At 68.3% G+C, this 26,412-nt stretch carries 30 protein-coding genes; 14 read left to right on the top strand and 16 right to left on the bottom strand.

Translation table 11 applies throughout. The features are described from left to right. Positions 1-8 precede the first annotated feature (8 nt). Together HT102_RS16095 and HT102_RS00860 are read right to left on the bottom strand one after the other, a co-directional pair. Positions 9-131, bottom strand: coding sequence for a hypothetical protein (locus tag HT102_RS16095; RefSeq protein WP_269902734.1), 123 nt, complete (start codon positions 129-131; stop codon positions 9-11). Then, positions 124-1,467 carry a phenylacetate--CoA ligase family protein gene (locus tag HT102_RS00860; protein ID WP_192037522.1) on the bottom strand — a complete coding sequence of 448 codons (1,344 nt, stop codon included), beginning with the start codon at positions 1,465-1,467 and terminating at the stop codon, positions 124-126. Before HT102_RS00860 ends, HT102_RS16095 begins: the two co-directional genes overlap by 8 nt. A gap of 361 nt (positions 1,468-1,828) precedes the next feature. On the opposite strand from HT102_RS00860, the gene HT102_RS00855 reads away from it, so the two are divergent. From HT102_RS00855 to HT102_RS00845, 3 genes are all read left to right on the top strand, one after another. Further along, positions 1,829-2,935, top strand: a complete 1,107-nt coding sequence (locus HT102_RS00855; RefSeq protein WP_192037989.1) for a ferredoxin reductase — start codon at positions 1,829-1,831, stop codon at positions 2,933-2,935. Between the two features lie 34 nt (positions 2,936-2,969). Beyond that, positions 2,970-4,097 (top strand): fatty acid desaturase family protein, encoded by a 1,128-nt coding sequence (locus tag HT102_RS00850; protein ID WP_192037521.1) that lies wholly within the window; start codon positions 2,970-2,972, stop codon positions 4,095-4,097. A gap of 148 nt (positions 4,098-4,245) precedes the next feature. Continuing rightward, positions 4,246-4,548 carry a thiamine-binding protein gene (locus tag HT102_RS00845; RefSeq protein WP_192037520.1) on the top strand — a complete coding sequence of 101 codons (303 nt, stop codon included), beginning with the start codon at positions 4,246-4,248 and terminating at the stop codon, positions 4,546-4,548. Between the two features lie 101 nt (positions 4,549-4,649). Here the strand turns inward: HT102_RS00845 and HT102_RS00840 are convergent, their stop codons facing one another. Further along, complete coding sequence (locus HT102_RS00840; RefSeq protein WP_192037519.1) at positions 4,650-4,934, bottom strand: hypothetical protein; 285 nt, start codon at positions 4,932-4,934, stop codon at positions 4,650-4,652. A gap of 335 nt (positions 4,935-5,269) precedes the next feature. Between HT102_RS00840 and HT102_RS00835 the strand changes: the two genes are divergently transcribed. Continuing rightward, complete coding sequence (locus HT102_RS00835; RefSeq protein ID WP_333473219.1) at positions 5,270-6,094, top strand: hypothetical protein; 825 nt, start codon at positions 5,270-5,272, stop codon at positions 6,092-6,094. A 92-nt stretch (positions 6,095-6,186) separates the two neighbouring features. On the opposite strand, the gene HT102_RS00830 is transcribed toward HT102_RS00835, so the two are convergent. Further along, positions 6,187-6,750 (bottom strand): NUDIX hydrolase, encoded by a 564-nt coding sequence (locus HT102_RS00830; protein WP_192037518.1) that lies wholly within the window; start codon positions 6,748-6,750, stop codon positions 6,187-6,189. A gap of 23 nt (positions 6,751-6,773) precedes the next feature. Here HT102_RS00830 and HT102_RS00825 point away from each other — a divergent pair, with 23 nt between their 5' ends. After that, positions 6,774-7,535, top strand: coding sequence for an alpha/beta fold hydrolase (locus tag HT102_RS00825; protein ID WP_192037517.1), 762 nt, complete (start codon positions 6,774-6,776; stop codon positions 7,533-7,535). Here HT102_RS00825 and HT102_RS00820 read toward each other — a convergent pair. Both HT102_RS00820 and HT102_RS00815 read right to left on the bottom strand, forming a co-directional pair. Continuing rightward, on the bottom strand, positions 7,514-7,858 hold the full coding sequence (locus tag HT102_RS00820; protein WP_192037516.1) for an anti-sigma factor family protein: 345 nt from the start codon (positions 7,856-7,858) through the stop codon (positions 7,514-7,516). The two genes, HT102_RS00825 and HT102_RS00820, sit on opposite strands and share 22 nt — an antisense overlap. Then, positions 7,855-8,490 (bottom strand): RNA polymerase sigma factor, encoded by a 636-nt coding sequence (locus tag HT102_RS00815; RefSeq protein ID WP_333473218.1) that lies wholly within the window; start codon positions 8,488-8,490, stop codon positions 7,855-7,857. Before HT102_RS00815 ends, HT102_RS00820 begins: the two co-directional genes overlap by 4 nt. Before the next feature lie 149 nt (positions 8,491-8,639). Between HT102_RS00815 and HT102_RS00810 the strand changes: the two genes are divergently transcribed. The 3 genes from HT102_RS00810 (at position 8,640) to HT102_RS00800 (ending at position 11,171) form a co-directional block, all read left to right on the top strand. After that, positions 8,640-9,176, top strand: a complete 537-nt coding sequence (locus tag HT102_RS00810; RefSeq protein ID WP_192037515.1) for a carboxymuconolactone decarboxylase family protein — start codon at positions 8,640-8,642, stop codon at positions 9,174-9,176. A 213-nt stretch (positions 9,177-9,389) separates the two neighbouring features. After that, positions 9,390-10,565, top strand: a complete 1,176-nt coding sequence (locus HT102_RS00805; protein WP_333473217.1) for an acyltransferase family protein — start codon at positions 9,390-9,392, stop codon at positions 10,563-10,565. Between the two features lie 132 nt (positions 10,566-10,697). After that, positions 10,698-11,171, top strand: coding sequence for a hypothetical protein (locus tag HT102_RS00800; protein WP_192037514.1), 474 nt, complete (start codon positions 10,698-10,700; stop codon positions 11,169-11,171). Between the two features lie 106 nt (positions 11,172-11,277). Here HT102_RS00800 and HT102_RS00795 read toward each other — a convergent pair whose 3' ends face one another. The 3 genes from HT102_RS00795 to HT102_RS00785 are packed head-to-tail and all read right to left on the bottom strand — an operon-like array spanning position 11,278 to position 13,217. Continuing rightward, a complete protein-coding gene (locus tag HT102_RS00795) occupies positions 11,278-11,775 on the bottom strand; it encodes a PH domain-containing protein (protein WP_225443043.1) in 498 nt (165 codons plus the stop codon). Positions 11,776-11,814: 39 nt separating this feature from the next. Beyond that, entirely contained in the window at positions 11,815-12,549 is a 735-nt protein-coding gene (locus tag HT102_RS00790; protein WP_192037513.1) for a TIGR04282 family arsenosugar biosynthesis glycosyltransferase, read from the bottom strand. Continuing rightward, the gene (locus HT102_RS00785) at positions 12,546-13,217 is read right to left on the bottom strand and encodes a glycosyltransferase family 2 protein (protein ID WP_192037512.1); all 672 of its coding nucleotides are present in this window, start codon (positions 13,215-13,217) and stop codon (positions 12,546-12,548) included. Before HT102_RS00785 ends, HT102_RS00790 begins: the two co-directional genes overlap by 4 nt. A 112-nt stretch (positions 13,218-13,329) precedes the next feature. Here HT102_RS00785 and HT102_RS00780 point away from each other — a divergent pair, with 112 nt between their 5' ends. After that, positions 13,330-14,685: a hypothetical protein gene (locus tag HT102_RS00780; protein WP_192037511.1), complete on the top strand. Its 1,356-nt coding sequence runs from the start codon at positions 13,330-13,332 to the stop codon at positions 14,683-14,685. 44 nt (positions 14,686-14,729) lie between these two features. Here HT102_RS00780 and HT102_RS00775 read toward each other — a convergent pair whose 3' ends face one another. Both HT102_RS00775 and HT102_RS00770 read right to left on the bottom strand, forming a co-directional pair. Beyond that, entirely contained in the window at positions 14,730-15,800 is a 1,071-nt protein-coding gene (locus tag HT102_RS00775; RefSeq protein WP_192037510.1) for an NAD-dependent epimerase/dehydratase family protein, read from the bottom strand. A gap of 49 nt (positions 15,801-15,849) precedes the next feature. Further along, positions 15,850-17,514: a phospholipase D-like domain-containing protein gene (locus HT102_RS00770; protein ID WP_333473216.1), complete on the bottom strand. Its 1,665-nt coding sequence runs from the start codon at positions 17,512-17,514 to the stop codon at positions 15,850-15,852. Between the two features lie 211 nt (positions 17,515-17,725). Between HT102_RS00770 and HT102_RS00765 the strand changes: the two genes are divergently transcribed. Continuing rightward, on the top strand, positions 17,726-18,823 hold the full coding sequence (locus HT102_RS00765; RefSeq protein ID WP_192037509.1) for a methyltransferase: 1,098 nt from the start codon (positions 17,726-17,728) through the stop codon (positions 18,821-18,823). A 9-nt stretch (positions 18,824-18,832) separates the two neighbouring features. Here the strand turns inward: HT102_RS00765 and HT102_RS00760 are convergent, their stop codons facing one another. After that, the gene (locus HT102_RS00760; RefSeq protein WP_333473215.1) at positions 18,833-20,290 is read right to left on the bottom strand and encodes an RNB domain-containing ribonuclease; all 1,458 of its coding nucleotides are present in this window, start codon (positions 20,288-20,290) and stop codon (positions 18,833-18,835) included. Positions 20,291-20,430: 140 nt separating this feature from the next. Continuing rightward, positions 20,431-20,712, bottom strand: coding sequence for an antitoxin (locus HT102_RS00755; protein ID WP_192037508.1), 282 nt, complete (start codon positions 20,710-20,712; stop codon positions 20,431-20,433). Between the two features lie 108 nt (positions 20,713-20,820). Here HT102_RS00755 and HT102_RS00750 point away from each other — a divergent pair, with 108 nt between their 5' ends. Next, the gene (locus HT102_RS00750; protein WP_192037507.1) at positions 20,821-21,594 is read left to right on the top strand and encodes a uracil-DNA glycosylase; all 774 of its coding nucleotides are present in this window, start codon (positions 20,821-20,823) and stop codon (positions 21,592-21,594) included. A gap of 7 nt (positions 21,595-21,601) precedes the next feature. Here HT102_RS00750 and HT102_RS00745 read toward each other — a convergent pair whose 3' ends face one another. From HT102_RS00745 to HT102_RS00735, 3 genes are read right to left on the bottom strand one after another with little or no spacing between them, the layout of a single operon-like run. Then, positions 21,602-22,849, bottom strand: coding sequence for an NAD(P)/FAD-dependent oxidoreductase (locus HT102_RS00745; RefSeq protein ID WP_192037506.1), 1,248 nt, complete (start codon positions 22,847-22,849; stop codon positions 21,602-21,604). Between the two features lie 3 nt (positions 22,850-22,852). Next, entirely contained in the window at positions 22,853-24,265 is a 1,413-nt protein-coding gene (locus HT102_RS00740) for a cytochrome P450 (RefSeq protein WP_192037982.1), read from the bottom strand. A gap of 52 nt (positions 24,266-24,317) precedes the next feature. Beyond that, on the bottom strand, positions 24,318-24,638 hold the full coding sequence (locus tag HT102_RS00735; RefSeq protein WP_192037505.1) for a 2Fe-2S iron-sulfur cluster-binding protein: 321 nt from the start codon (positions 24,636-24,638) through the stop codon (positions 24,318-24,320). A gap of 162 nt (positions 24,639-24,800) precedes the next feature. On the opposite strand from HT102_RS00735, the gene HT102_RS00730 reads away from it, so the two are divergent. From HT102_RS00730 to HT102_RS00720, 3 genes are all read left to right on the top strand, one after another. After that, the gene (locus HT102_RS00730; RefSeq protein WP_225443042.1) at positions 24,801-25,262 is read left to right on the top strand and encodes an SRPBCC family protein; all 462 of its coding nucleotides are present in this window, start codon (positions 24,801-24,803) and stop codon (positions 25,260-25,262) included. An 88-nt stretch (positions 25,263-25,350) separates the two neighbouring features. Beyond that, positions 25,351-25,941: a septum formation family protein gene (locus HT102_RS00725; RefSeq protein ID WP_192037504.1), complete on the top strand. Its 591-nt coding sequence runs from the start codon at positions 25,351-25,353 to the stop codon at positions 25,939-25,941. A gap of 54 nt (positions 25,942-25,995) precedes the next feature. Then, complete coding sequence (locus tag HT102_RS00720; protein ID WP_192037503.1) at positions 25,996-26,394, top strand: DUF2237 family protein; 399 nt, start codon at positions 25,996-25,998, stop codon at positions 26,392-26,394. Positions 26,395-26,412 lie beyond the last annotated feature (18 nt).

The raw sequence follows: 26,412 nt of genomic DNA, 5'->3' as shown, positions 1-26,412 counted from the left end.
TTGCTCGGTCACGGCACGTTCAGGAACGCCGACGCGGTGAGCGACTCCTGGATCTGGTACTCAGCGGCCATGCCGCTGTAGCAGTGCTGCGCGTCATGGTTGAACAGGGTGGGGCGCTCGTGGTCAGGCATCGATCGGTACGAACGTCCGGAACTTGCCTCCCGGGCTCATCCGCGGTGGCTCGTCGGCTCGCTCGACCGCGAACCTGGACAGGTCGTGCTCGGCGAGCAGGCTCTCGAATTCGTCGCGCGCTCGGGGCCACAGCTCGTCGAGGCTCGTGCCGTCGGCCGGGAGCATTCGCAGCCGCAGCGTGCTCGCATCCGACTGCACGAGCTGGAGCTGCCGGATGCCCTCCACCCGCTTCGTGAGGGCAAGCAGCAGGAGCTGCGCGATCGCCACCGGGTTGCCGTCGCCGTCGCGCAGCACATCGGCCGTGCGCCCGTGCACCTTGAACGCCGGGAAGGGGCTGCCGCAGGGGCACGGATCAGGTCGTTGCTGCACCGAATCGCCGAGCTCGTACCGCAGCAGCGGCTGCGTCCTGCGATACAGCACGCTGATCAGGACCGAGTGCGACAGGCGGCCGACCGGCGTGGGGGAGTAGTCCTCCTCGACCGGCTCGAAGATCACCCAGTCGGTGAAGACGTGATGCCAGCCGTGGGCACAGCTCGTGCTCAGTCTCAGCGCCTCGTTCGCCGCATACATGTCGATCACGCGTGCGCCGAACTCGCTGGTGATCAAGGCGCGTTCCTCCTCCGACAGCGTTTCCCCGGAGATCATGACGATGGCCGGTGCGATCTGTAGGCGTCCGGCGGCCTTCTCCCCGGCGAGCAGCGCCACCACCCCTGATGTTCCGGTCAGCGTCGCCGGGTCGAACGCATTGAGCCGCGCGACGAGCTCGGGCAGTGGCTGCATCGAGGAGAACCGCTGGTGCCGCTTGCTGCCCGTGCCGTGCGCCTGGGTCCACAGGGAGTTCATGGCGTGATGCCCGATCGACACCATGATCGTTGCCGTGCGGAAGCGCTTGGCGAGCAGCCGGGCCGTGCGCACCGGTGGCATCAGCAGTCCCAGCGTGCTGATGCGATACGCGGGGCCGGATACGGCACGCAGCTCGTCCGGCGAGAGGACGAACAACCCGCGCCGTCCCGTGGTGCCCGATGTCGTCGTGACGAGGTACTTGCCGAGGAAGCGGGTGCCGGCCAGTTCGGGATGGGCCAGGAAGTCCTCGACCCGCTCGCGGGTGATCGCGCGGTCGGTGGTCCATCGGTCGAAGTCGGCCATCAGCCCAGGCTTGGTGGTGATCGGCAGCAACCCCGGGTCCGTGACGGTATCGGGCAGGTCCCGGTAGAGCTCGGCGAACAGTGGCGAATGGGCGCGCGCGTGGCAGACAGCGTCGGCGAGCCGCGCGCGCTGCAAGGCCAGGATGTCGTCCGGGGAGGGCTTCTTGCTCGCCAGCAGGTTTCTGAGCACAGGCGCTCCGATCGCGAGTCGTGACGGTTGCGGCCGAGGAGTATCCGGCGCAAGCAGCTTTCCAGGGTCAGGGGAATGATGCCACGCCTCGGGATCGGAACCCCATCGTGTGGTCGGCGACCATGCCCTCCGGCGCGCGCTTTCCCGCGGTTGACCAGCTATCGCTCGCCCTGCGCGCGAATTTCGCCATGCGGCAACGGCCGTTCACTGGCTCCCCGACCCGCGTTGGTGCTTGTTGCCACGTGTCCGGGAACACACCGCCCGAACCATCGACATTTGAGTGCACACATGTACTCTGAGTGCATCGGGTCAACCGGCCCAGTACACGTCACGAGCCCTAGGAGTGTAGATGCGTACAGCAATGAGTGTGGTGACGTCATCACGACCAGGACGACGTGTTCTGGGATCGTCGATCGCCCGAGCCATGGCCAGCCCCCATAGCGTGGACCGCTACGTCAGCATGATCGACCCCGCGTGGTCGCTCACCGACGTCCGCGCCGAGGTCACCGCGGTTGATCGCAAGACCAGCGATAGCGTGACGCTGACCCTGCGGCCCAACGCGAACTGGAAGGGCTTCCGAGCAGGGCAGTTCGTGCGCCTCTCCGTCGACATCGACGGCATTCGCCGCACCCGCTGCTACTCGCCCGCCGACTCGCAGTTCCGCCGCGACGGTCGCATCGAGCTCACCATCAAGGTGGACCCCAACGGCCTCGTCTCGCCGTACCTGCGTGACAACGCCAAGCCCGGGATGATCGTCACCCTCTCGCCGGCACAGGGCGAGTTCTTCGTCCCGCTGCCGCACCCGCGACGCATCCTGCTGATCAGCGGCGGCTCCGGCATCACCCCGGTGATGTCGATGCTGCGGACGCTGTGCGACAAGGCCTACAACGGCAAGATCACATTCCTGCACTACGCGTTCACCGAGAACGACATCATCTACCGCCGCGAGCTCGACGAGCTCAAGGAGCAGTACCCGACCGTGAAGATCGTGCGGGCGTACACCGAGCAAGAGACCGGTGGAGACCTGCACGGGTACTTCAACCGCGAGCACCTCGAAGCCGCGGAGCCGTACTTCCACGACGCGGAGACGTTCCTCTGCGGACCGCTGCCCCTAATGGATGCGGTGCGCAAGGTCTACGCCGAGGACGGCCTCGACGACCAGCTCCACCTCGAGCAGTTCGCGGCCCCGGTCCGCACCGTCCCCTCCGATGACGTCGAGGGCGACCTTTCCTTCACCTTCGCGGACAAGAAGGTCACCAACAACGGCCGCAGCATCCTCGAGCAGGCCGAGGAGGCGGGGCTCACGCCGGAGTACGGCTGCCGGATGGGCATCTGCTTCTCGTGCACCAAGCGCAAGGACTTCGGAACGACTCGCAATGTCATGACCGGCGAGATCGACTCCGAAGAGGACAAGGACATCCAGATCTGCGTGACGGCGCCCTGCGGCGACGTCAGCGTCAACCTCTAATCAATTCAAGATCCAACAGCTAGGGAGACTAATCATGATTACTACCCATCCAGACCTCACCACGGACCAGATCGAAACACTCGGCAAGGACCTCGACGCCATCCGCCAGGAGGTCGTCGCTGACCTCGGCCAGCGCGACGCCGACTACATCCGCGGCATCATCGACGTCCAGCGCAAGCTCGAGGTCGCGGGCCGTGGCTTCCTGTGGGCCGGCATCATCCCGCCATTCTGGCTCGCCGGCGTTGCCTCGCTCAGCGCGGCCAAGATCCTCGACAACATGGAGATCGGCCACAACGTCATGCACGGCCAGTACGACTGGATGCAGGACCCCGAGCTGACCTCGAAGAACTTCGAGTGGGACAACACCATCTCGGCTGACAGCTGGCGCTACACCCACAACTACGTCCACCACACGTACACCAACATCGTCGGCAAGGACCACGACGCCAGCGGCTACGGCGTCATGCGCATGACCGAAGAGACCCCGTGGCACCCGATCTGGCTGCTCAACCCGGTCTTCGCGATCCTGCTGCAGTCGTTCTTCCAGTGGGGCACCGCCCTCCAGGAAGCGGAGTCCGAGAAGGTCATCCGTGGCGAGAAGTCCTTCGCCGAGGCCCGCGAGAGCTTCGGCCGCGCGCTCGACAAGGGACGCAAGCAGGCGCTCAAGGACTACCTGATCTTCCCGGCGCTCTCCGGCCCGTTCTTCCCCGTCACCTTCGCCGGCAACGTCGCGGCCAACTTCATCCGCAACGTCTGGTCGTCCGCGGTCATCTTCAACGGTCACTTCCCCGCCAACGTGCAGGAGTTCTCGATCGAGGAGACCGAGAACGAGTCGAAGGGCGCGTGGTACTACCGCCAGATCCTCGGCTCCGCCAACTTCCACGGTGGCCGCCTCATGCACATCATGTCCGGCAACCTGAGCTTCCAGATCGAGCACCACCTGTTCCCCGACGTCCCGGCGCACCGCTACGCCGAGATGTCGCCCAAGGTCCAGGAAGTCTGCGCCAAGTACGGCCTGCCGTACAACACGGGCTCGTTCCTCGGCCAGTTCGGATCGGTCTACAAGAAGATCTTCCGCCTGGCGCTGCCCGACAGCCGCAAGACGAAGGCCGAGCAGGCACAGCTCGCCAGCACCACGGATCGCGAGCTCGTCGCCGCCTGATCCAGGTAGAGCCGGTCTAGCACCGGTCCCATGAGCCCCGGTTCCCTCGCGGAACCGGGGCTCACTGGCGTGCCGGGGGCCTGGCTAATGGCTTGGGCGCGTGTCTTGGGCGCGTGTCTTGGGCGCGCGGCTGGAATACCGTGGAAGGATGCTGATCGCCTTCTCCGTCGCGCCCTCCGGTGGCGCCCCAGATGATTCGATGTCCGACGCTGTCGCCGCCGCCGTCAAGGTGGTCCGCGAGTCCGGCCTGCCCAGCCGCACCGACGCGATGTTCACCACCATCGAAGGCGAGTGGGACGAGTGCATGGCCGTCGTCAAGCAGGCCTGCGATGCCGTGGGCGAGTTCGGGCCGCGGGTGTCCCTCGTCCTCAAGGCCGACATCAGGCCCGGTCATCACGGCGAGATCGAGGGCAAGGTCGCGCGGGTGGAGGCGAGGCTGGAGCAGCGCTAGCTGCGCGCCGCCGATCGAACCGGGGCGCTGCCGATCGTGAAAAATCAGCTACGTCCCGCGTGGCCAGATCTTCACGATCGCGGTCGCTAGCGGCGAGGGCGCTACTTCTTGCCGAGCTTGTCGTTGATGCGGGTGATCAGCTCGCCGCCGCGGGTGCTGACCAAGTAGAAGATGCCACCGAGGATGGCAGCGCTGAGGATCACCAGCAGCGGAACGGCCTGGTACAGGTTGAACAGCGACATCATGGGCACGAGCACCATAGCGGCGATAGCGATCCACGCGACGATGGTGGTCCAGCGGGGTCCGGTGCGGCGAGGCGCGTCATCGTCGTCGTAGTCGTTGTTGTCCCAGGGATCCTGCCAGGAGGTGTTGGAATGTGGGCCCATGCCTCCAACCGTACCGGTCCTGCCGGCGCGGCCCTGATCGGCGCGCTCGCGCCCGCACCGACTGATGCTCCCGGGCTTGGCACTGCACGATCACACCTCCACGAATTCGGAATGACGCGGACAGCCGTACAACAATCACGGGTCCGTCTCGCTCGCGACAAACGCCGCGTGCCTCCGCGCGGCTAGAACTAGCGTCGAGCACATTCATGGAGCCGGACGAGGCTCATTTGCTCACAGGAAGCAGGCCCCACATGATGCGACAACAGGCGGCACCCGATCAACGACGCGCTGTCTCGCCATGGCGGTGGGCTAGCGTTGGAGCAGGAGCAGTTTTCGTGCTTGCCGTGCCCGCGCTCGTCATGCCTGCGACCGCGTCCGCCGCGCTTCCCGCGGAGTGCATGCAGACCGGTGCGGAAGTGACATGCACGTACCTCACCGCTGGCCAGCACGAGTTCATCGTTCCTGACGGTGTGGACAGTCTGGATGTCGTGGCTATCGGCGGACACGGTGGAAACGGCAACGTCGGCGTCCGTATCGGCGGACGCGGCGGGACGGCGAGCAGCACCTTGAACGGGCTCACCGGCACCCTGTTCGTGCTCGTCGGCGGCAACGGCGCCAACGGCTCGGCCGACGGGGCTGGCGGCGCGAACGGTGGTGGCGATGGCATCAACGGTGGTGGTGGTGGTGGCGCTTCCGATGTGCGAACCGTCGCCGGTGATCTCTCCACCCGGCTCGTCGTCGCCGCTGGCGGCGGCGGTGCAGGCGGTGGCGGTTCAGGTGGGCTCGGCGGCAACGCGGGAGTCAGCGGCGACGATGCACTTAATGGCCAACCAGGGCTAGGAGGAGGCGCGGGCACACTTGTCGCAGGTGGTGCGGGTGGTCTCGCCAACGGCGCCATGGGCGCCCTCGGTGTCGGCGGAACCGGAGGGACGGACATTTTCCAGGGCGGTGGCGGTGGCGGTGCCGGGGTCCACGGCGGTGGTGGTGGAGGAGCATCCAATATGCCCGGAAGCGGCGGTGGGGGCGGAGGTGGTTCCGCGCTCGGTGACACAACTGGCCTCGCCCAGACCACCGACGTCCCCAGCGGGGTGATCACCTACACCGCTCCCGAGCCGGACTGCACCGGATTCTTGTGCATCGACTTCGGCAGCCTCTCCTGATGCGCGACGCCGCCGATCGTGAAGAATCAGCCACGTGGCAGGTGGCCAGATCTTCACGATTGGAGTGGACCGGCCCACGACCGGCGCGCCCCCTAGCGGCAGAGGTCGAGGAACCGCCGCAGGATGCGGTAGGTCAGCCCCCAGATGATCAGTGGCTCGCCCGTCTCGCCGAACGGCACCGTCCACGCCTTCCACGGGCCGAGGCGGGGATACGGGTGGCGGGTGCGGGCGGCCCGGTCGGCCAGCATCTCGAGAGGTATCCAGTCGGCGTCGGCCACCTCGCTTGGTTCGAGGATGAGCGGCGGCGGCTCGGGGATGGTGAACACGACGGGCGTGACGACGCCGGTGCGGAACCAGCCCTTGATGTCGTCGAGCGCGCCGATGGTGGCGAGACCGGTGACGCCGGTCTCCTCGTGGGCCTCGCGGCGTGCAGTGGCGATCCGGTCGGCGTCGGCGGGGGAGACCTTGCCACCGGGCAGCGCGGCATGGCCGGACCAGCGATCCCCGTCGCGCTGCGCCCGGCGGATGAACAGCGCGCGCGGATCCTGCTCGCGGGTCACGATCAGCGCGGTCGCGGCCTGCATGCCGGGAGCATCGACAGGCTCGGGCCGGTGGCGGGCGATGGTTTCGAGCGCGCGATCGACGGAAAGCGTCACACCCTCACGCTACCGTGAGGGCCATGGCAACGTTCCTTCTGATCCACGGCGCGGGGTCCGACTCCTGGGACTGGCACCGGGTGGCCCCGCTGCTCGTCGCCGCCGGCCATCAGGTGCATGCGCCGGACCTGCCGTGCGCGGATGATTCCGCGGGCTTCGAGGAGTATGCGCGGGCCGCTCTGGCCTCCCTTCCCGACGAGGTCGTGGAACCGGTGGTCGTGGTGGGGCACTCGATGGGCGCGTTCACCGCGGTGCTGGCATGCGAGCAGTTGACCGGCTCGGCGCTGGTGCTCGTGGCTCCGATGATCCCGGCGCCGGGGGAGACCGGCGGGCAATGGTGGGCAGCGACGGAGCAGGAGGAGGCGCAGAAGGCATTCGCGCAGGAGCAGGGGCGCGACCCGCAAGCGCCGATGGATTCCATCGAGACGTTCTTGCACGACGTGGAGCCGCGTATCGTCGAGGTAGGCATCGCGCACTTCCGTGACCAGTCGGGCACGCCCTTCACCACTGCTTGGGCGGGTCCCGAGTGGCCGGCCGAGCGCACGATGGTCATCGTGGGCCGGGATGACCGCCTGTTCCCGCTACCGTTTCAGCGGCGCGTGTGCCAGGAGCGGCTGGGCATCGAGCCTGTCGTAGTACCGTCGGGGCACATGCCGGCGCTGGCCTGCCCCGACGAGCTGGCGGCGCACCTGCTCGCGGCCGCGAACGAGGCCGGGCCCCAAACCCTGAGGCCCCAAACTCCGAAACATCAGAGCACGAAACTTCAGGGAGTGGCGCCATCCTGATCCTTGCCAGTCGGTTCATTGCTGGTGCGAGGATGCTGCTGGGCGAACAGCTCTAGCAGGGTGGGGAAGTCGCGCGGGCGCACCTCGACGCTCGTGTCGCGCCCCGCTGCGGTGATGCGGATGGTGCGGCGCACCTGGTCGATGTACACCTGGCAGGCTTCGCACCGGCTGGTGTGCTCCTCGAAGGCCTGGAGGTCGGCGTCGTCGAGGCTGCTGTCGAGGTAGCCGGTGACGAGCTCGATGGCATCGGCGCAGCTGATCCGCAGTGCATTGTCGACGAACGGGTCAGGTCCATCGGGCGTGGTGTCGCTGTGGTGGTTCACGCGAGGTACACCTCCAGTGCCGTGCGGATCGCGGCGCGTCCTCGATGCAGGAGGACGCGCTGGTTGACGCCGGATATTCCCAGCGATGCGCACGTCTCGGCGCTGGTCCACCCCTCGATGTCGCGCATGACGACGACTTCGCGCTGGCTCGCTGGCAGCGTGGCGAGCGCTTTGGCGACCACATCGAGGACCTCGCGGGACATCAGGTGCTGCTCGGGCAGCAAGTCCCATCTGGGCGGCGCCTCGGGCCAGTAGTGGGCGCCATGCTCGGAACCGTCGAGGTGGTCGGGATCGACGGAGGGACGGGAATCGACCTCGGGGCCGGCGGTGGCGAACGGGATCAGGCGCCCCTCGCGGTTGGCGAGGGTGCGGACGCGATTGAGCATGATGCGGTAGACCCAGGTCCTCAGCGAGGAGCGGCCCTCGAACTGGTGCAGCCCACGGATCACGTTCACCCAGGTGTCCTGCACGGCATCCTCGGCGAGCGCGGGGGTGACGTAGACGCGGGCGAGCCGCACGAGGGGCGCGTGCAGGGCATCGACGAGCGCTGTGAAGGCGGCGGTATCACCGGCGCGCAGGCCCGCGAGCAGGTCCGCGTCGGTGGGCCACCTGTCATCATCTACGGACTTCACCGCGATTTCCGCACGCTAGGCGTGGGCTGTGTAACGCCGGGGCATGTTCGTATGTCTACACCATGGCGCGTGATCGCGCGCCGGTAGCCGCGAGCGGCACCACGGTTGCATGCCGGTGCCAGGCGGAACGGAGAAGGGAAGAGTGCGAGATGAGTGTTTTGCCGTTGATCACTGATTCAGAGGCGACCGAGGAGCAGGTGGAGGCCTTGCAGGTCGCGAAGGAGACGTTCGGGGCTGTTCCGAACCTGGCGCGGGTGATGGTGCATAGCCCCGCGTTGCTGCGTGGCTACGCGGGGCTCGCGGGCGCGCTGGACAAGGGCGTGCTGCCCCGAGCGACGCGCGAGCGGCTGGCGATCACGATCGCGCAGTCCAATGGCTGTGGCTATTGCTTGTCGGCGCACACCTATCTCGGGGAGAAGGGCGCTGGATTGTCGGGGGAGCAGCTCGCAGCAGCGCGCAAGGCCGAGGCGGATGATCCGCGCACGGCGGCGCTGCTTGTTTTCGCCCGAGCAGCGAACGAGAAGCGGGGCATGGTCGATGCGGAGGAGATCGAGGCGGCCCGCGCCGCTGGTGCCTCGGACGCCGAGCTCGCGGAGGTGCTCGGCCATGTGGGCCTGAACCTGCTCACGAACATCGTCAACAACACCCTCGGCACGGAGATCGACTTTCCCGTCGTGGAGCCTTGAGGTCGCTGCGCACGGCGCCACCGGCGCGCGGCGAGAACCTGCTGCCGCGGCCGGGGCGCTGTGACCGAGCACTCATGTGACGTGGGTTGCACATATCTATCCCCCAGGTTGTCGTTACTTTACCGTTATTTATCAAGGTAAAGGCGCCGCAAAGCTGCGAACAACGTGGTCGGTGGCGCAGTATCCACCGATTCCGCACCCTGGGAGATTGATGTGCTGACTACCGCGCCAACGCAGAGCTCGATACCGGATTCGGCGATCGCTGCCGCGGACCGCCAGCACCTTCTCGACCTGCCCGCGGCCACGCCGGAAACGGTGGCACAGGCCCCGGCCGCCGCGCAGCTCACCCCGACCCCCACGAAGCCTGCCAAGCAGCGCGTGGAGTGGGTCGATCTCGCCAAGGGCCTCACCATCACGCTGGTCGTGCTGCTCCACGCCGTCGGCATGCTGACCCGCAACGATCTCGCCCCGGATTTCTGGACGACGATCAACGGGTTCCTCCAGCCGATCCGCATGCCGCTGTTCTTCGTTGCCTCGGGCCTGTTCGCCCAGGGGATGCTGCGGATGACGTGGGCGACGATGCTGCGCAGCCGCGTGGCGCACCTGTTCTACCTCTACACCGTGTGGCTGCTGATGTTCTTCGTGGTGCATAACCTGCTCCCCGACGACGTGTCGCACAAGGGCTACGCCAAGCTCAGCTCGGTGATCACCGGCTTCACCTCGCCCAGCAACGCCCTGTGGTTCATCTATGGCCTCGCGCTCTTCGCGATCGTTGCCAAGGCGATCCAGCGCCTGCCGCTCGTGGTTCAGTTCGGGTTCGCGATCGCGCTGTCGGTCTCCGCCTACGGCTCGCACTTCATCTTCGACGACCTGGGCTTCGGATGGCGCAACCTGGGCTCCTACTTCGTGTACTTCCTCCTCGCGATCCACGCCAAGCCGATCATCGTGCGGTTCAGCCATCTCGCCAACGGGCCGCGCCTGGTCGCCGCGCTGGCCGCCTACACCGCGGTGTTCGTGCCGATCATGGTCCTCGATGTCCTCCCGATGCCCGAGCTCAAGCTGGTCGTCACCACCGTCGGTCTGCTGCTCGGAGTGCTGGTGGCCTCGGCGCTGGTCGGCACCCGGGCGGGCAACCTCTTCCAGAGCATCGGCACTCGCACCCTGCCGGTGTACGTGATGATGGACATGCTCATCGCGGTCGTGGTGTATGCCTTCATCAAGACTTCCGCGGTGACCTCGCTGCTCGCGGTGACCGTGGTGGCGCCGCTGATCGTGACCGCCCTGGTCGTCGCGATCGCGCTGGCACTGCACGGCCTCATGGTCCGCCTGGGCATGAACTTCATGTTCGAGCTGCACCCCGCTATCCGCGGTACGGCCAAGAAGGCCTGACACCAGCGGCGAGCGAATCCTCGAGCCAGCGCCCCGCATCCCGGACCAGGATGCGGGGCGTTCTGCTGTCGATGCCCCCCATAAGGGCTACAGTGACCGGTGTGACTGTTGTCAACCAGTGAGGAGATTGCTATGTCTCGTTTCGCATGTCGCACCGCCACCGCCGCTGCCGGGATTCTCGGCATCGCCGCGCTCGCGGCCCCCACCGCCTCCGCCGCCGTCACCGGCGATGTCACCATCACCACCAGCGGCGACACGATCGTCGCGTCGATCGAGGGCGCGAGCAGCACCGAGGGCGATATCGCCTGCGAGCTGACCGTCGAGGATGACGATGGGCAGATCGTCGCCCAGGACATCAGCCTCACCGTTGATGGCAATGGCGTATCGCGCACCGCCGCGCTGCTACCCGGCACCTACACCGCGACCGTCGCCTGCGACGACGGCACCACGCCCGCGGAGGCCACCGAGACGGTCACCATCAGCGAGTCCACCACCGACGAGACGGGCGGCGAGGACGACGCTCTCGAGGGCGCGTTCGGCAGCCTCTCCGAGCCACTGGGGCTCCTCGACGTACTGCTCGCCGAGCTCGCGATCGCCAACCAGTAGCCGATCGCCAACCGGTACCGCAGCCACGCTCTGGCGCGGCGCACGATGGATGTGCATGGAGCCCGGCCACGGGGAAGGTAGCCGGGCTCCATCACCTGATGCCGGACTAGTAGCCGCGGGCCTCGTCGGCGGCGCGATAGATCCGGGCCTTGAAGCCCTCCGGGTCAGGAACATGCGCGAGCGTCATCGTGCCCTGCTCCGATGCCGATTGGATCGTCAGCGTCCCGTAGCGCATCATCCGCTCCCACACCGTCGCGCGGAACGAGATGTCATTCAGGCGCGACAGGGGAATGCTGCGCCCTGTCTTGGTGAGGAAGCCGCTGCGCTTGTAGATGCGCTTGGTCGTGAGGATGTAGAGCGTCGAGCGCCACGACAGCAGCGGGACCAGCCACCAGCGGATCGAGGCGAGCACCGCGAGCCCGATCACGACGTAGAGGGCAATGCGGCTCCACTGCTCCCCGGAGGGAAGCACCCAGATCACGGCACCGGCTACCAGCCAGATGACCGCCAGGATGATCACCTCCGCGACCATCTCGGTCCAGTGCTGGCGAGTGCTGTAGAGCAAGGTCTCGTCTTCGGCGATGTAGCGCTGTGGATCAGCCATACCGCCGATCCTGGCACACCGCGCGACCGCACGTGGTGATCATCGGCGCGCACCCGCCGACAGGTCCCGGGCGGCGCGGGCGAACGCGCTGCTCGGGGCGCAGGCGCGCGCGACGATCGCGATGTCGGCCGGGTAGTCCACATCGCGCAGCAACGTTCCCGAGCGCACCCGCAACTGGCGCTGCCTCAGCGCCGCCACCGTCGCCGCCCCGGTGCGTGGCTCCGACATCGGCACCCCGGCGAGGACCTCAGCATGCCGCGGCTCGTGCAGGCCGAGCGCCCACCAGCCGCCGTCGACCGCTGGGGCGACGAGCGCGGTGCCAGGCCTGGCCACGTGCCGCGCGATAGCGACCAGCTGCGCGGAAGTGGCCTGCGGGGTGTCCATGCCGATCTGGACGATCGGCAGCGGACCATGCCCGGGGTCCGTGCTGCCCAGCTCAGGGGCATCCACCTCACAGGCATCGAGCTCAGAGGCATCGAGGTGGGCGGCGACGAGACGGTCCGCGAATGTCCGGCCGCGCTGCTCGATCACCGTGAAGCCGTCCGCGAGCACCTGGGCGATCTCGGCGCCCCGCTCGGCATCAGCGAGGTCCCCGGTCATCGCGATCACGCGCCGCCGGGCAGGCGTGGCCCGCGCGGTCGCGAGGGTATCGAGCAGGGATGCCGCAGCGAGCTCCGCCGCCTCCACGGGCGTGCAGGCGGGTTGCAAGCGCGTCTTCGCCAGCCCCGCCACGGGCGCTTTGGCGACGATGAGCAGCGTGAATGGTGGAGTCACGACAGGGCCCTCAGGAAGTCCCGCGCCGCTCGGGTGGTGCCGGCCACCGAGCCCGAGACCTTCGACTCGCCGCCGGTGCGGGGCCGGTAGCTGATGTCGAGCTCACGGATGTCCCATCCGGCGCGGGCAGCCCGGACGAGCAGCTCGAGCGGGTAGCCGAACCGTCGATCCGTGATCCCGAGGTCGCGCAGGGGCTGGGTGCGGGCCACGCGCATCGCGCCGATGTCGTGGATGTCGATGCCGAGGCGCCGCCGGATGAGCGCAGCGATGAGCACGTTTCCCGCGCGGGCATGCCAGGGCCACGCCCCGTTGCTGGTCGGCCGGCGCCGTCCCACGGCAAGGTCCGCGCCGCAGCGCACGGCTTCGACCAGCGCGGGCAGCTCACCCGGGTCCATGGAGCCGTCGCCGTCGAGCACGGCGGTGTAGGGGGTGCGGGAGGCCTCGATGCCACGGTGCACGGCGGCGCCGTAGCCCGGCTGCGGCTCATGGGCCACCGTGGCTCCGAGCTGCGCCGCCACCCCGGCGGTGCCATCGCGCGATCCATTGTCGACGACGATGACCTGGTAGCCCGGTGGCATGGCGCGGAGCACTCCCGGCAGGGACGCGGCCTCGTCGCGGCATGGGATCACCACCGTGACACCAGGGCCGGGCAGTGGTGCATTGCTCATGGCCTAGACCCTAGGCACCCGCGGGCCCCGGAGCCTGGGAAAACGATGTCAATGTCGTGACATCGCGGACGGTTCCCGCGGGCGCGCCGGCGCGTGCCAATATCGTCGAAGCATGCCGACTGAACCTCCAGCCGTCGCGCCGCGTGACCGACAACAATCTGCCCGTGGCGATATCGTGGCCGCGCTGGCCGGCGCCCTCCTGGTCGCGGTGGCCATCGTCGTGCCGTTCCTCGCCTCCGACGAGTACCAGCGCAGCCTGTTCGCGAAGGTGGCGCCCCTGTTCGGGGACTGGCTGCCGCACTATGGTCCGGGCTCGGCGCTAGCGATGATCGTCGCCGCCGTGGTGATCTGGCAGGGGCCATCGTTCGCAGCGCGCGCCCGGTTCGGCTTCCTGCTCGCGGCGTCGTGGGCAGCGGCCGCGGCGTGGATGATCTCGCTGGCCCTCATCGACGGCTGGGAGCGCGGGGTGGTCAACCGCCTCACCGATCCTCACGAGTACCTCCACGAGGTTCCCGGCATCGACTCCATCAGCGGCCTGGTATCGGGGTTCACCGCTCGCATACTCGACGGGCAGCCCGACTCCTGGACCACGCACGTCTCGGGCCACCCGGTCGGCGCGATCCTTTCCTACGTCGTGCTCGACCGCGTCGGCCTCGGTGGCGGCGCCTGGGCGGGGATGCTCAGCCTCCTGGCCGGCAGCAGCGCGATCGTGGCGATCCTCGTGACACTGCGGGCCCTTGGCTCCGAGGCCGGGGCGCGGGCGGCCGCACCGTTCCTGGTGCTGGCGCCCGCCGCGATCTGGGTGGTGGCCTCCGCGGACGGATACTTCATGGGCGTGGCAGCGTGGGGCATCGCTTTGCTCGCGCTCGCCACGAACCGGCGCGGGCGCGGGGCCTGGGCGCTGGCATTCCCGGCTGGGCTCCTGCTCGGGTTCGGCGTCTACCTCAACTACGGGCTCGTGCTGATGGGCGTCCTCGCGGTGGCCGTGCTCCTCGCCGCCCGCACGGCTCGCCCGCTGCTGCCAGCCCTCGCCGGAGCACTGCTAGTAGCTGGATTGTTCACCTGGGCGGGGTTCTGGTGGTTCGAGGGCTTGCACCTCGTTGTGGACCGCTACTACCAGGGCATCGCCAGCATCCGCCCGATCAGCTACTGGGGGTGGGCGAACTACGCCGCCACGGTATGCGTCATCGGGCTGGCCTCCGTGGCGGCCCTGCCGCGAGCGCTGCGCCTGTCGCGGTTGCGGTCCCGCGACGCTGTGAGCGTGATGGTCGCGGCGGGGATCCTTGCGATCCTGCTGGCCGGGATCAGCGCGCTCAGCAAGGCCGAGACCGAACGCATCTGGTTGCCGTTCACGATCTGGATCTGCACGGCCCCGGCGCTGCTCCCGATGCAGCATCATCGGCGCTGGCTGATCGTGCAGGCCGTGATCGCGCTGGCGATCAATCATCTGGTGCTGACGAGGTGGTGATCGGGCGCCGCTCGACGCTGGGCCACCCTAGATGCGGGGCCGCCCTAGATGCTGGGCCGGGAGAGGCCGTCGACCGAGCGCAGTGGCGCCACAGCGAACTCTCGCAGGCCTGCTTCGGGGCCGATCGCCGCGCGGAAGCCGAGGAGCTGCTCGGCCCGGCGCGGGCTGGCGACGATGTGGCGCACGTCCCCGGGCCGGAACTGGCCCGTGGTCACGGGCTGGGGACCGCCGGTAGCGGCCGCGAGGGCCGTAGCGACCTCGCCGATGCGGACCGGCTGGCCCGAGCAGGCGTTGAGGGCGGTGAACCCGCCCAGCGGCTCGGCCACCGCCCGGGCGTTGAGCTCCGCGACATCCCGGACCTCGACGAAGTCACGCATCTGCCGACCGTCCTCGTACACGCGCGGGGCCTGGCCTGCCTCGAGGGCCGAGCGCCACATCGCCGCCACCCCTGAGTAGGGCGTGTCGCGGGGCATCCCGGCGCCGTACACGTTGTGATAGCGCAGCGCGGTCACCTGGCCGCCGGTCGCCCGCGCCCACGCGAGCGCGTAATGCTCCTGAGCGGTCTTGCTCGCGGCATACAGGCTGCGCGGGCGCAACGGCGCGTCCTCGTCGACGAGCGCCCATTCCAGCGGCGATCCGCAGCGCGGGCAGGCGAGGTCGAACGTGCCGTCGCGCAGCGCCGCGGGATCCCGGGACGGGGGGTCCTGCTCCCCGTGCTGGGCGCATCGGTACCGGCCCTCGCCGTAGACCACCATCGATGAGGCCAGCACTAGTCGCTCGCACCCAGCGGCGGCCATCGCGGCCAGGAGCGTGGCGGTGCCGAGGTCATTGTGGCTAGCAAACGCGGGCGCATCAGCGGCATCGACCCCGGCACCGACGATCGCCGCCTGGTGGCATACCACGTCGACCTCGCCCAGCACGGCATCGAGGCCAGCGCGATCGCGCATATCGACGACGGTGATGGCTCCGTCCGTGGCGATGTGGTCGCGGGCTGCGGGCCCGTGCGCGGACGGCAGCATCGCATCCACCGCTACCACGTCGTGCCCCTCGGAGACGAGGCGGGCATGCACCGCGGCGCCGATGAACCCGGCCGCGCCGGTCAGCAGGACTCGCATGCCGCCATCCTAGGCGGTGGGCGCGCTGCTGCCCCGAGCATCGGCCGCCTCAGAACCGGCGGGCGAGCCTCATGCGGCTCGGTCGGCCATCAGGATCGACGACCGCGCGGTAGACCGGCGCGGCGAGGAGGCGCTGCCAGCGGGGAGCCCCGTCGAGGGAATGCGCGCGCAATCGGCCCGGCGGCCGCTCGCCGACCCTGCCCGAGGCGTGCCATGCATCGAGGGCCTGCGCGTGGGCCCGCATCATGTCGAAGAAGCTGCTCGGATCGATGAGATCGCCGATATCGCCGGGGGAGCGGTCGAGATGCTCGGCGGCAAGCTTGAGCCGCAGCTCGCGGGCGAGCACCCGGGCGTTGTCGCCGAGCCCCCCGGGATCGGTCGGCTCCCGCCCGTCGAGCCGCTCGTCGAGGATGGCCGCGGTGAGCTCGGAATCGTGGGTCCAGGATCGCCGGTTGAAGTTGTCGCTGCCCACAGTGGCCCACACATCGTCGATGACCGACACCTTGGCGTGCACGTAGACCGGGGTGCCCGCATGGTTCTCGAGGTCATAGATCGCTACGCGGCTGGCAGCGGCATCGTGGAGCTCCTGGAGCGCCTGGGCGTGCCCGAGCAGAGCCGAGGGGATGGTGATCGCCCCATCCTCGTCGAGGAAGCGGGGTACCACGACGACCATGCGCAGGCCAGGATTCTCGCGCAGCGCATGCGCGAAGACCCTGGCCACGTCGAGCGACCACATGTACTGGTCCTCGATGTAGATCAGCGAGCGGGCCCGGTGCACCGCCTTGGCATAGCCCCTGGCGATGGACCGCTCGCCGCGTGGCGCGAACGGGTACGCCGGTCGCCGCCGCGGATACGTGCGCAGCAGCTGGACGTCGCAGGTGCCCGCGGGCGGCGGCGCGGGAGCCTGATCGGGCAGCGGCGCGGGATTGAAAGCGATGCGGGGGTGCAGCAGGTCCGGCAGGGAATGCCACGGCAAGCGGGAGGGCAGCGCGGGATCGTGCCAGCGTTCCCGGAACACGGTCTCCACATCGGCGACGCCGGGGCCCTGGATCTCTACCTGCACATCGTGCCAGGGCGGCGTGGGCCCGTACTCGGGAGGGAAGTCGCGCGCCAGGGGATCCCCAGCATGCTCGCTGGTATCGCGGCGCGAGCGCGCGAGATCGATGCCCCCGACGAACGCCACATCGGGCTGCTCATCGCGGCCGTAGCGGATGACGATGAACTTCTGGTGATGGCTGCCGGTGGTGAGCACACGATGATCGAGGACGACCTCGCCGCCGGCCTGGGTGATGAGGTCAGCGAGCTCGCGGTGCCGCTCGCCGGTGAAGCCCATGATCTCGGGATGCGAGCGCCACATGAGCCCTCGGACCATCGCGCCGCGACGAGCGGCCCCCGCGAGGGCCTCAGCGATGGTGGTGCCGTGCTCGTCGAGCACTTGCTCGGGGTCGCCACGCCAATCGGTGAACAGCACTAGATCGTTCGTGCCTGCCGCGGCGAGCGTCGTCGCTAGGCGCGCGAAGTAGTCGCGCCCGTCGATCAGCGGCATCACCTGGTTTCCCGACGTCCAGGGCGCCACGTCCGCGGCGGGGTTGTCGCGCTCCTCCGCGGTCAGCAGCCACGGACGTCGGGGGTCGAAGCCATAGCTGGGCTCGGCGAGCGGTTCGAGCGACCGGCCGACGAGCCGGCGCGCGGCCGTTGCGATGCGTGCGATCACGAGTGGAGGGTCCTTCCCGAGCGCGGGGAACTGCTACCCCAGGATCCCACACGGGGCGACGCGGGGATGCCAGTCCGCCTCGCGCGGCAGTCAACGTCCGCTCCGGGATCGCGCAACTGTAGCGTGGGTCACGCATGCCGTGCTAAGCACTAGTCCAAGCCAGCACCCTCTGGCCCGCAGGACGTCTCGCCCCTGACCTTGTGAGGACGCCATGATCCGACTTGGCAAGCCCGCGCTGCCTCCCGCGCGCGTGATCCGCGCCGTCGCGAGCGTGCGCAACGCGCTCAGCGCCACCGCGCGACGCATGGTCCCCGCCTCCGCCTCGGTGCTCGAGGTGATGATTGGGAGCTGGGTCGCGCAGGCCACCTATGTGGCGACGCGCCTTGGGGTCGCGGAGGTGCTCATCGACGGTGCCCGGCCCGTGGCCGAGATCGCCGAGCACGTCGACGCTGATCCTGACGCGCTGCATCGGTTGCTGCGCGCACTGGCCACCCACGGCATTTTCACCGAGACACGCCCCGGGGTATTCGGCCTGACGCCACTCGCGGACACGCTGCGCGAGGATTCCCCCGACACGGTCCGGTCGCTCGTCCTCATGTTCGGCGACCCCACGCATTGGGAGCATTGGTCGCACCTGCTGTACTCGGTGCAGACGGGCAAGCCGAGCCTCGAGATGCTCCGCGGCATGACGGCGTTCGAGTTCCTCGGCGCCAATCCGGACTTCTCGGCAGTGTTCAACCGTGCGATGACCGACGTCTCGCGAATCTCCGTGCCACACACGGTCGCGGCCTACGACTTCAGCCGCTTCACCACGATCGCCGACATCGGCGGCGGGCACGGCGCGCTGCTCGCCGGCATCCTGCGCGCCGCTCCCACGGCGAAAGGCATCCTGTTCGACCTCGACAGCGTCGTCGCGGGAGCCTCGGAGCTCCTCGTCGAGGAGGGCGTGGGCGACCGGGTCGCGATCAACGGCGGCTCGTTCTTCGAAGCCGTCCCCGGCGGGGCCGACGCCTATGTGCTCAAGAGCATCATCCACGACTGGGATGACGACGCGGCCACCCGCATCCTGCGCACGGTGCGCGATGCGATGGGCAACGATGCGACCCTGCTGCTCGTCGAGACGGTGCTCCCGGAAGGCAACACCCCCCACTTCGGCAAGTGGCTGGACCTCGAGATGCTCGTGCAGGCAACGGGCCGCGAGCGCACCGAGCAGCAGTTCCGCGATCTTCTCGGCGCTGCGGGGTTCGAGCTGTCGCGGGTGGTGCCGACGGTGGCGCCCACCTCGATCATCGAGGCTGCCCCGGCGTAGCGGGATCGGCTAGGCGAGCGCGAACTCGACCCGCCGCGCCATGGCATCGGCCTCGACGAGCCGCGCCCGCACGTCGGCGCCGACCGGGAGGTCCTGCTCGGCGGTGATGCGCGCCTCGATGGCGGGCTCGCGGATCATGATCGTGCCGGTCCGTGGATCCTTGTCGCTCGCCTCGAGGACCACACCAGGGAACTCGCGCCCCACCGCGGGAGCGAGCAGCGCCGCCTCGACGAGATCGACCATCGCGTTGCCGAACGTCGCGGCGCGCTGCGAGGAGCCACGCATGATGCCTGGCAGGTCGGGCAACGCCTCCAGCACCCAATCGGGCACCTCCCGGCCGCCTGCATGGGCCAGGCAGCATTCCGCGCCGTAGCGGTCGACGAGGCGGCGCAACGGCGCGGTCACATGCGCGTAGGTGCTCGCCACCGCTGAATGCACCCGGGCGGTGGTGTCCCGGGGGGCCGCGGTGAACGGCTCGTACCCGGCGCCGCGCAGCAAGCGCGTGCAGGCGATCAGCATCGCGGCATCCTCGGGACGGGCAGGATCGAGCCCGCGCACGAACTCCGGGTAGGGGGTGGTCGTGGGCCAGTCGATTCCCAGCGCGTGGGCGGCCCGGCGCACTCGTCGCGTCGCGTGCTCATCGGCGGCGGGCAGGGTGCGCAGGATGCCCGTTCCACCGTCGAGCATGATCTCGGCCGCGGCCATGCCCGTGAGCAGCGAGAGCTGTGCATTCCACTGCTCGGCGGGGCGCGATGTGCCGTACCGCAGGGTCCAGGCATCGCCGTCGGTGTGGATGGTCTGGTCCGGCAGTGGCAGGGATACCCCGCCTCGCGCCCGCTCCTGCTCCAGGCGCAGGCGCCCCACCTCGGCGAGGAGGCCTAGCGGATCATCGGGCCTGGAGCCGTGGGAACGTGCCCCGCTGTCGATGCGATGCTGCGCTTGCTGGTAATCGAGCTGCTCGCGGCTGCGCACGCGGGCGCGCTCGACGTGCGTCGATGTCCGGTCGCCCTCCGCGTCGAGGTCGATGGTCCAGAGCACCGCGAGGCGCTCCTTGCCCGGCAGGAGCGAGGCGGCCCCCTCCGATAGCACTGCCGGATGCAGCGGGATCCGCATGTCCGGGCCGTACCAGGTCTCGCCGCGTCGCTGCGATTCCTTGTCGAGCGCCCCGCCCGGCTCGATGAGCGCGGCCACATCGGCGATGGCGTAGTGCACGCGATAGCCCCCGCGGTGCCGCTCGATGTCCAGGGCTTGATCGAGGTCGCGGGAGCCGGGCGGGTCGATCGTCACTAGCGGGATCGATGTCGCGTCGCGCCGTTCCGCGGAGCAGCGGTCCACCGCCGCGGCAGCCTCGGCCTCCGCGCCGGGCGGGTAGCCGTCCGGCACATCCAGCTCATCCTTGACTGCCTTGGTGGCATCGCGGAGGGCAGCGCTATCCACGCTCGCGAGGTGCATCATGGGCCTGTGCACGGTGTGTCCCTCCTCGGGGCCGTGGCATCGGGTGTGCTGCCATCCTAAGGGGCGCGCGCCGTGCGGGCGTGGTGCTTAGCGCTGCTTCCATCGCGCTGGCGGAGGGAGCCGCCGGTCCGCGATCATCGCTGGGCGAAGGCCTACTTGTTGTCGGCCTGCTTGGTGCCTGCCTGGCCCTCGCTCGTGGTCTCCTGCTGCGTATCCGCGGCTTGCTCCTGCTGCTGGCCAGCCTCCGCGGCCTCCTGCTCGGAGATGCCGAGATGGCCCTCGACGGTATCCCCACCCTTGCGGATGTGATCGCCGTACTTGCTGCCGGTCTTCTCGTCGATGGTGTCCTCGACCTTGTCGATGGCCGCGCGCGCCTTGTCAGGGTTCTGCTGCGCGAGGTTCTTTGCCTTGTTCATGATGTCGCCGAATCCCATGGACGCCTCCTTCATAGTGATTGCCGCGCTTGACTGTTCGCGCGGATTCCTCGCACTACCGTAGTGCTCCCGCTGTCCTCCCGCACGGTGGCATGCCACGATGACGGCATGGCTTCGCGCAGCACGCCCGCTGGCCCGGAGGGAGCGGGAGATCCCGGGACCGCGCCCGATCGGGCACAGCAAGCGCGGTCCCTCGATGAGCTCGACGCTCTCATCGCGAGCTGCCGCGCCTGCCCACGGCTCGTCGCGTGGCGCGAGGAGGTCGGCCGCGACAAGCCGCCGCGCTACCGCGACTGGGACTACTGGGCGCGGGCCGTGCCAGGATTCGGCGATCCCGCTGCGTCCATCGCCGTGGTGGGCCTCGCTCCGGCCGCGCACGGCGCCAACCGCACCGGGCGCCTGTTCACCGGCGACCAGAGCGGCGATTTCCTCTTCGCGTCGATGCACCGTGCGGGCCTCGCCAGCCAGGGCTGGGCGCGCGACGCCGACGATGGCCTCGAGCTGCATGGCGCGCGCCTCGTCGCCCCGGTGCACTGTGCCCCGCCGGCGAACAAGCCCACCCCGTCCGAGCGGGACCGGTGCGGGGCATACCTCTCCCGCGAGCTCGAGCTGCTCGCGCCCACCCTGCGGGTGGCGGTGGTGCTTGGAGGCTTCGGCTGGCAGGCCCTGCTCGCCCGCCTCGTTGCCGACGGATGGAAGGTGCCCCGGCCGCGCCCCCGCTTCGGGCACGGGGCGGAGATCACTGTCGATCATACGGACGGCCGGTCGTTGACGCTGGTCGGCTGCTTCCACCCCAGCCAGCACAACACGTTCACGGGCCGACTGACCCCCGCGATGCTCGACACCATCTTCCTGCGCGCTCGTGACCTGTGCGCGGCCTAGTCAGCCGTCAGGCCCGCTCGGCCTGTGCCGCGCGCAGCAAGTCGTTCAACGAGTTCTCCGGATCTGCCAGTTTCTCCGGATCAACTGCCAGTTGATCACCGATGACGCGCCGCGCGAAAACGAACTCTTTCGGGTGGTTCACGCAGTCGGCGGAAATCATTTGCCCCTGCTTGAAGTAGAAACAAGCGAAACTACGTCCAGCCGCTGGGTCTCCGCGCAGCACTATGCTGTCGTAGCCGTCGTTGAGGCCGGCGATCTGTAGCTTGAGCTCGTACTGGTCGGACCAGAACCACGGGAGAGCCTTGATCTCCTTCTCCTTGTCGCAGATCCTGGCTCCGACTGCTTTGGCTTGTTCCCCGGCGCTGGGCACCGACTCGAGGCGGATCTGGCGCCCGTACCGGGCGAGGTAGTGGCTCGCGCAGTCCCCGGCTGCGAAGATGTCCGGGGCGCTCGTTTGCCCGTGGTCGTCGATGACAACCCCGTTCTCCACTGCCAGGCCGGCAGCTTCGGCGAGCTCCACGTTGGGCACGATACCAATGCCGATGATCACGAGGTCGGCGGGAACGAGTTCACCGTCTGCGAGGCGCACCCCGCGCACGTGCTCGTCGCCCTCGATGCCCGAGATGGCGACCCCGGTACGCAAGTCCACACCTTCCTCTCGGTGGACGCGTGTGTAGAACTCTGACAGTTCCGGGGCCGTGACCCGCTGCAGCACACGCTCGGCGCTCTCCAGGACCGTGACCTCGACGCCGAGCTGGCGCAGCGATGCGGCCGCCTCCAAGCCGATGTAGCCAGCGCCGATGATCGTGACGCGTCCGCTGGCGTGCAGCCCCTTGGCGTGCAGTTCGTCACGGATCGCCTCGGTGTCGGCGGCGTCGCGAAGATAATGCACACCAGCGAGCTCTGCGCCCGCGCGGGGAAGGCTGCGTGGCCGGGCACCGAGGCACAGCACAAGCTTGTCGTAGCTGACTTGTTCGCCATCGGACAGCGTGACGGTGTGAGCCTCTCGGTCGATGCTATCGACATGGGCGACACGGAACGTGATGTCGTGCTTCTCGTAGTACGCCGCGGGGCGGATGAGCTGCTCGTCAAGCGTTGTCTTGCCTGCGAGGTACGCCTTGGAGAGCGGGGGCCGGTGGTAGGGCAGGACCGGCTCGTCACCGATGCCGAGGATTTCCCCAGTCCAGCCGTCCTGACGCAGGTTGGCGCACACCTGCGCCCCAGCGTGGCTTGCTCCGATGATCAGCACGCGCATATGTCAGGCCTGCCTCTTGGTGAGCTCGACCATCAGCTTCGAGTATCCGCGCACGAAGGTTGACTGCACGATCTCAGGCTCCTCGAGTACCTTGATGTCGTCGAACCGTTCGAGCAATTCCTCCCAGAGGATGCGCAGCTGCAGCTCGGCGAGCCGGTTGCCCATGCAGCGGTGCACACCGAAGCCGAACGCGATGTGGTTGCGCGCGTTCTTGCGGTCGATGATCAGCTTCTCCGGGCTATCGAAGTGGCGCTCGTCGCGGTTGCCGGAGGCATACCACATGAGGAGCTTCTCGCCCTTCTTGATCTGCTGGCCGCCGACGACGGTGTCTTCCTTGGCCCGGCGCGCCATGTAGGCCAAAGGCGTCTGCCAGCGGATTATCTCCGACACCATGTTCGGGATCAGCTTCGGGTTGGCCTTGAGCTTGGCGAACTCGTCCGGGAACTTGTTCAGCGCGTACACGCCACCGCTCATCGAGTTGCGCGTCGTGTCGTTGCCGCCGATGACGAGCAGCAAAAAGTTGCCGAGGAACTCCATCGGACGACGTTCCATCATGTCCTTGGTGCTCTCGTCGGCCAGCAACAGGCTGATCAAGTCGTAGCCTGGTTCCTCCCCGGCGGCGAGGCGGGCCTTCTTGTCACCCCACAGGTGCATGACCCTGCGGAGGATCGGGATGCAGGAGGTGAACACCTCGTCGAGGTCGGACGTGCCGCCCGTCGCCGCCGGCACGCCCGAAGCCAAGTCGGAGATCACCGTGAGCTCCCGCCGGAGCTCGTACGGGTAGTCCAGCAGGGTCGCGAGCATGCGGCCGGTGAGCTCGATCGAGACGCGGTCCACCCAGTTGAACGGTTCGCCGACGGGCAGCCCGTCGAGCACCTCCTGGACGCGGGAGCGGATCAGCCCTTCCAGCTCTTTGAGGTTCTTCGGAGCGACCACGCCTTGCACCGCGGCACGCTGGGCGTCGTGCTTCGGGGGGTCCATGGCGATGAACATCTTGATGTCGAAGCCCGCGGGAAACTTGCCGATGATGATGGACGGCTCGGCCGAGAACACCTGGTGGTTCTTGTCCATCGCGAGGATGTCCTCGTAGCGGGTGACCGACCAGAACGGGCCGAACGGACCCTTGTCCTGGAAGTGCACCGGGGACTCGTCCCGCAGTCGCTTGAAATGCGACTCCCACTGCCCCTGGCGGTACAGGAACGGGTTGCTCATGTCGATGTCGGCCAGCGCGATATCCGGGCCGTCCGGGATCGGCCGCTCGACGAAGATCGGCGACCGTTCACTCTTGTCCACGAGGCGACGAGTGCGGTTGTATGCGTGCGCCGCCTTGACCAGCACGTCGATTGGGAAAACCTGCTCGACCCTGCTCCTCACCGGGTCGACGACGCTTGTCTTGACCTGACCGAGTACGTTCATCATTCTGCCTACCTCGCTGTAGCCTTGGAAATGTCTTCGAGAAGTGCCGGGACTACATCTGGAACTCGGGGAGCCGAACGGTCATGCCGTCCATCGATTCGGTGGCCTTGATCTGGCACGAAAGTCGCGACGTGGCCTCGCGCTCCGGTGTCAGGTCGAGCATCTGGGCCTCGTCATCGCTCTGGTCGCCGGCCTTGTTGAACCACTCGGCTTCGAGAATGATGTGACACGTGCCGCAGGCCGCCTCGCCTCCGCAGTCGCCGTCAATGCCCGCGATGCCGTTATTGGTCGCGAGCTGCATCAGCGTCTGTCCCTCGACGATGTCGACCTCGGTCTCTTCGCCATCGTACGAAATGAATGTGATCTTTCCCATATTTCTCATCCTATGCTTGATTGTGCGAGCGATGACCAGGACCGTCACTACTCACGGATCTTGCACAGGGGTGTTCGCCCCCGCGATGCTTGATGCTGTCTTCTTGCGAGCCCGTGACCTGTGCGCCGCCTAGTTGTCACCCGCCGTCGCTATCGTGAGGCCATGGAGTCAAGCATGGACATCACTCGCCATATCAACGCGCCGGTCGGCCGGGTATGGCGGATCATCACTGATCTCGACAACGCCGCTGATGTCCTCGACGGCATCACGCGCATCGAGCGGCTCTCGGGCGACGGCTACGAGGTGGGCACGCGCTGGCGGGAGACCCGCAAAATGCTCGGCAGGGAGGCCTCCGAGGAGATGTGGGTCACCGAGGTCGAGGCCCCGCACCGCACCGTGGTCGCGGCCGGGCATGGGTCCGTCAGCTACGAGACCGAGTTCCAGCTTGCCGACAGCGATGGCGGCACGGCGGTGACGATGCGCTTCTCCGCGCGCATGCCCGAGCGGCGAGGGCTTCGCAAGCTCGCCGACAAGGCCATGGTGCGGCTGGGTACATCGCTCACCCGCAAAGCCATGGAGAAGGATCTCTACTGCATCGCGCGCGAGGCGGAAAAAACAACTTAGCGGGCGCGACCACGGCGCCCCGCGATATTCTCATCATGCGGGGAGCGGTAGCTCCTGGTGAACCCTCTGACTCGACCAGGAGGTCGGCATGGCCGCGTTCCCATTCGTTTCACGCGATCGCGCGCGCGGCATGGCCATGGCAGCGATGCTTGCTGCAGGGCTCGCGGTGTCAGCGTGCTCGTTCTCCCTCGGTTCCGGGTCCGACGAGGAGACGGCCAGCGCGCCAAGCCCAGCAGCTACTGAAGCGCCCACCGCGAGTGCCGACGACGAGAAGGCCACTTTCGGGCGGCAAGCAGATCCGGATCCGATCGAGGAGAACCAGGTCAGCGCGTTCAAGCTCCGCGTGGGCGACTGCCTCTCCGAGAGCGCGACCGACACCCAGGTGGAATCAGTGGGAGTCGTGCCCTGCTCGAGCCCGCATGGTCGGGAGGTCTATGCCCTCGTCGATCTCGAGGACGGGCCTTTCCCTGCGGAGGAAGAGCTCATCGAGACCGTCGAGATCGCGTGCTACGACGAGTTCGAGCCATTCGTGGGCATCGACTACGCCTCCTCGCGCTTCTACATGAGCTACCTGTATCCGACGGAGTCCTCCTGGGCGGATGGTGATCGCGAGGTCGTGTGCATGCTGTTCGACCCCGAGGGAGACATGACCGGATCAGCCCGCGGAACCGCCGAGTAGACGAATCAGCGCGGCGGCGTCCGTGACGGCAGCGCCGTCGGCATACTGGTGCGCATGGTGGACAACAATGTGCTGGGCAGTGCGCTGGAGGAGTGCGGCACCGATCCTGTGACCGGCTTCTACCGCGATGGGTGCTGCAGCACCGGTGACGAGGACCTGGGCAGCCACACGATCTGCGCGGTGGTGACGCGCGAGTTCCTCGATCATCAACGGTCGATCGGCAATGACTTGACCCGGCCGATGCCGGTCTACGGCTTCCCCGGACTTCAGCCGGGGGACCGGTGGTGCGTGACGGCCCGGAACTGGTTGCGCGCGCACGAGGACGGGGCGGCCGCCCCCGTGGTGCTGGCGGCCTCCCATGAGAGGGTGCTCGACCTCGTACCGCTGGCGGTGCTGCGCGAGCACGCCGTCGATGTGCCGGGGGACATCAGCGGGCTCGGCGATCCGTCCTAGCCTTGGGCTGCCCCGGGC

The organism is Lolliginicoccus lacisalsi (genome assembly GCF_014841105.1).
GTDB lineage: Bacteria > Actinomycetota > Actinomycetes > Mycobacteriales > Mycobacteriaceae > Lolliginicoccus > Lolliginicoccus lacisalsi.
This window is presented reverse-complemented; position numbering and strand designations above follow the sequence as displayed.

Excerpts from the sequence above, each read along its gene's own strand:
- HT102_RS00745 (WP_192037506.1), bottom strand. The coding sequence starts at position 22,849 with ATGCGCGTGCTGATCATCGGAGCAAGCCACGCTGGGGCGCAGGTGTGC.
- HT102_RS00810 (WP_192037515.1), top strand. The coding sequence starts at position 8,640 with ATGAGTGTTTTGCCGTTGATCACTGATTCAGAGGCGACCGAGGAGCAG.
- HT102_RS00765 (WP_192037509.1), top strand. The coding sequence starts at position 17,726 with ATGATCCGACTTGGCAAGCCCGCGCTGCCTCCCGCGCGCGTGATCCGC.
- HT102_RS00845 (WP_192037520.1), top strand. The coding sequence starts at position 4,246 with ATGCTGATCGCCTTCTCCGTCGCGCCCTCCGGTGGCGCCCCAGATGAT.
- HT102_RS00730 (WP_225443042.1), top strand. The coding sequence starts at position 24,801 with ATGGAGTCAAGCATGGACATCACTCGCCATATCAACGCGCCGGTCGGC.
- HT102_RS00750 (WP_192037507.1), top strand. The coding sequence starts at position 20,821 with ATGGCTTCGCGCAGCACGCCCGCTGGCCCGGAGGGAGCGGGAGATCCC.
- HT102_RS00725 (WP_192037504.1), top strand. The coding sequence starts at position 25,351 with ATGGCCGCGTTCCCATTCGTTTCACGCGATCGCGCGCGCGGCATGGCC.
- HT102_RS00795 (WP_225443043.1), bottom strand. The coding sequence starts at position 11,775 with ATGGCTGATCCACAGCGCTACATCGCCGAAGACGAGACCTTGCTCTAC.
- HT102_RS16095 (WP_269902734.1), bottom strand. The coding sequence starts at position 131 with ATGCCTGACCACGAGCGCCCCACCCTGTTCAACCATGACGCGCAGCAC.
- HT102_RS00755 (WP_192037508.1), bottom strand. The coding sequence starts at position 20,712 with ATGGGATTCGGCGACATCATGAACAAGGCAAAGAACCTCGCGCAGCAG.
- HT102_RS00800 (WP_192037514.1), top strand. The coding sequence starts at position 10,698 with ATGTCTCGTTTCGCATGTCGCACCGCCACCGCCGCTGCCGGGATTCTC.
- HT102_RS00825 (WP_192037517.1), top strand. The coding sequence starts at position 6,774 with ATGGCAACGTTCCTTCTGATCCACGGCGCGGGGTCCGACTCCTGGGAC.
- HT102_RS00775 (WP_192037510.1), bottom strand. The coding sequence starts at position 15,800 with ATGCGAGTCCTGCTGACCGGCGCGGCCGGGTTCATCGGCGCCGCGGTG.
- HT102_RS00850 (WP_192037521.1), top strand. The coding sequence starts at position 2,970 with ATGATTACTACCCATCCAGACCTCACCACGGACCAGATCGAAACACTC.
- HT102_RS00840 (WP_192037519.1), bottom strand. The coding sequence starts at position 4,934 with ATGGGCCCACATTCCAACACCTCCTGGCAGGATCCCTGGGACAACAAC.
- HT102_RS00740 (WP_192037982.1), bottom strand. The coding sequence starts at position 24,265 with ATGAACGTACTCGGTCAGGTCAAGACAAGCGTCGTCGACCCGGTGAGG.
- HT102_RS00855 (WP_192037989.1), top strand. The coding sequence starts at position 1,829 with ATGAGTGTGGTGACGTCATCACGACCAGGACGACGTGTTCTGGGATCG.
- HT102_RS00785 (WP_192037512.1), bottom strand. The coding sequence starts at position 13,217 with ATGAGCAATGCACCACTGCCCGGCCCTGGTGTCACGGTGGTGATCCCA.
- HT102_RS00720 (WP_192037503.1), top strand. The coding sequence starts at position 25,996 with ATGGTGGACAACAATGTGCTGGGCAGTGCGCTGGAGGAGTGCGGCACC.
- HT102_RS00780 (WP_192037511.1), top strand. The coding sequence starts at position 13,330 with ATGCCGACTGAACCTCCAGCCGTCGCGCCGCGTGACCGACAACAATCT.
- HT102_RS00735 (WP_192037505.1), bottom strand. The coding sequence starts at position 24,638 with ATGGGAAAGATCACATTCATTTCGTACGATGGCGAAGAGACCGAGGTC.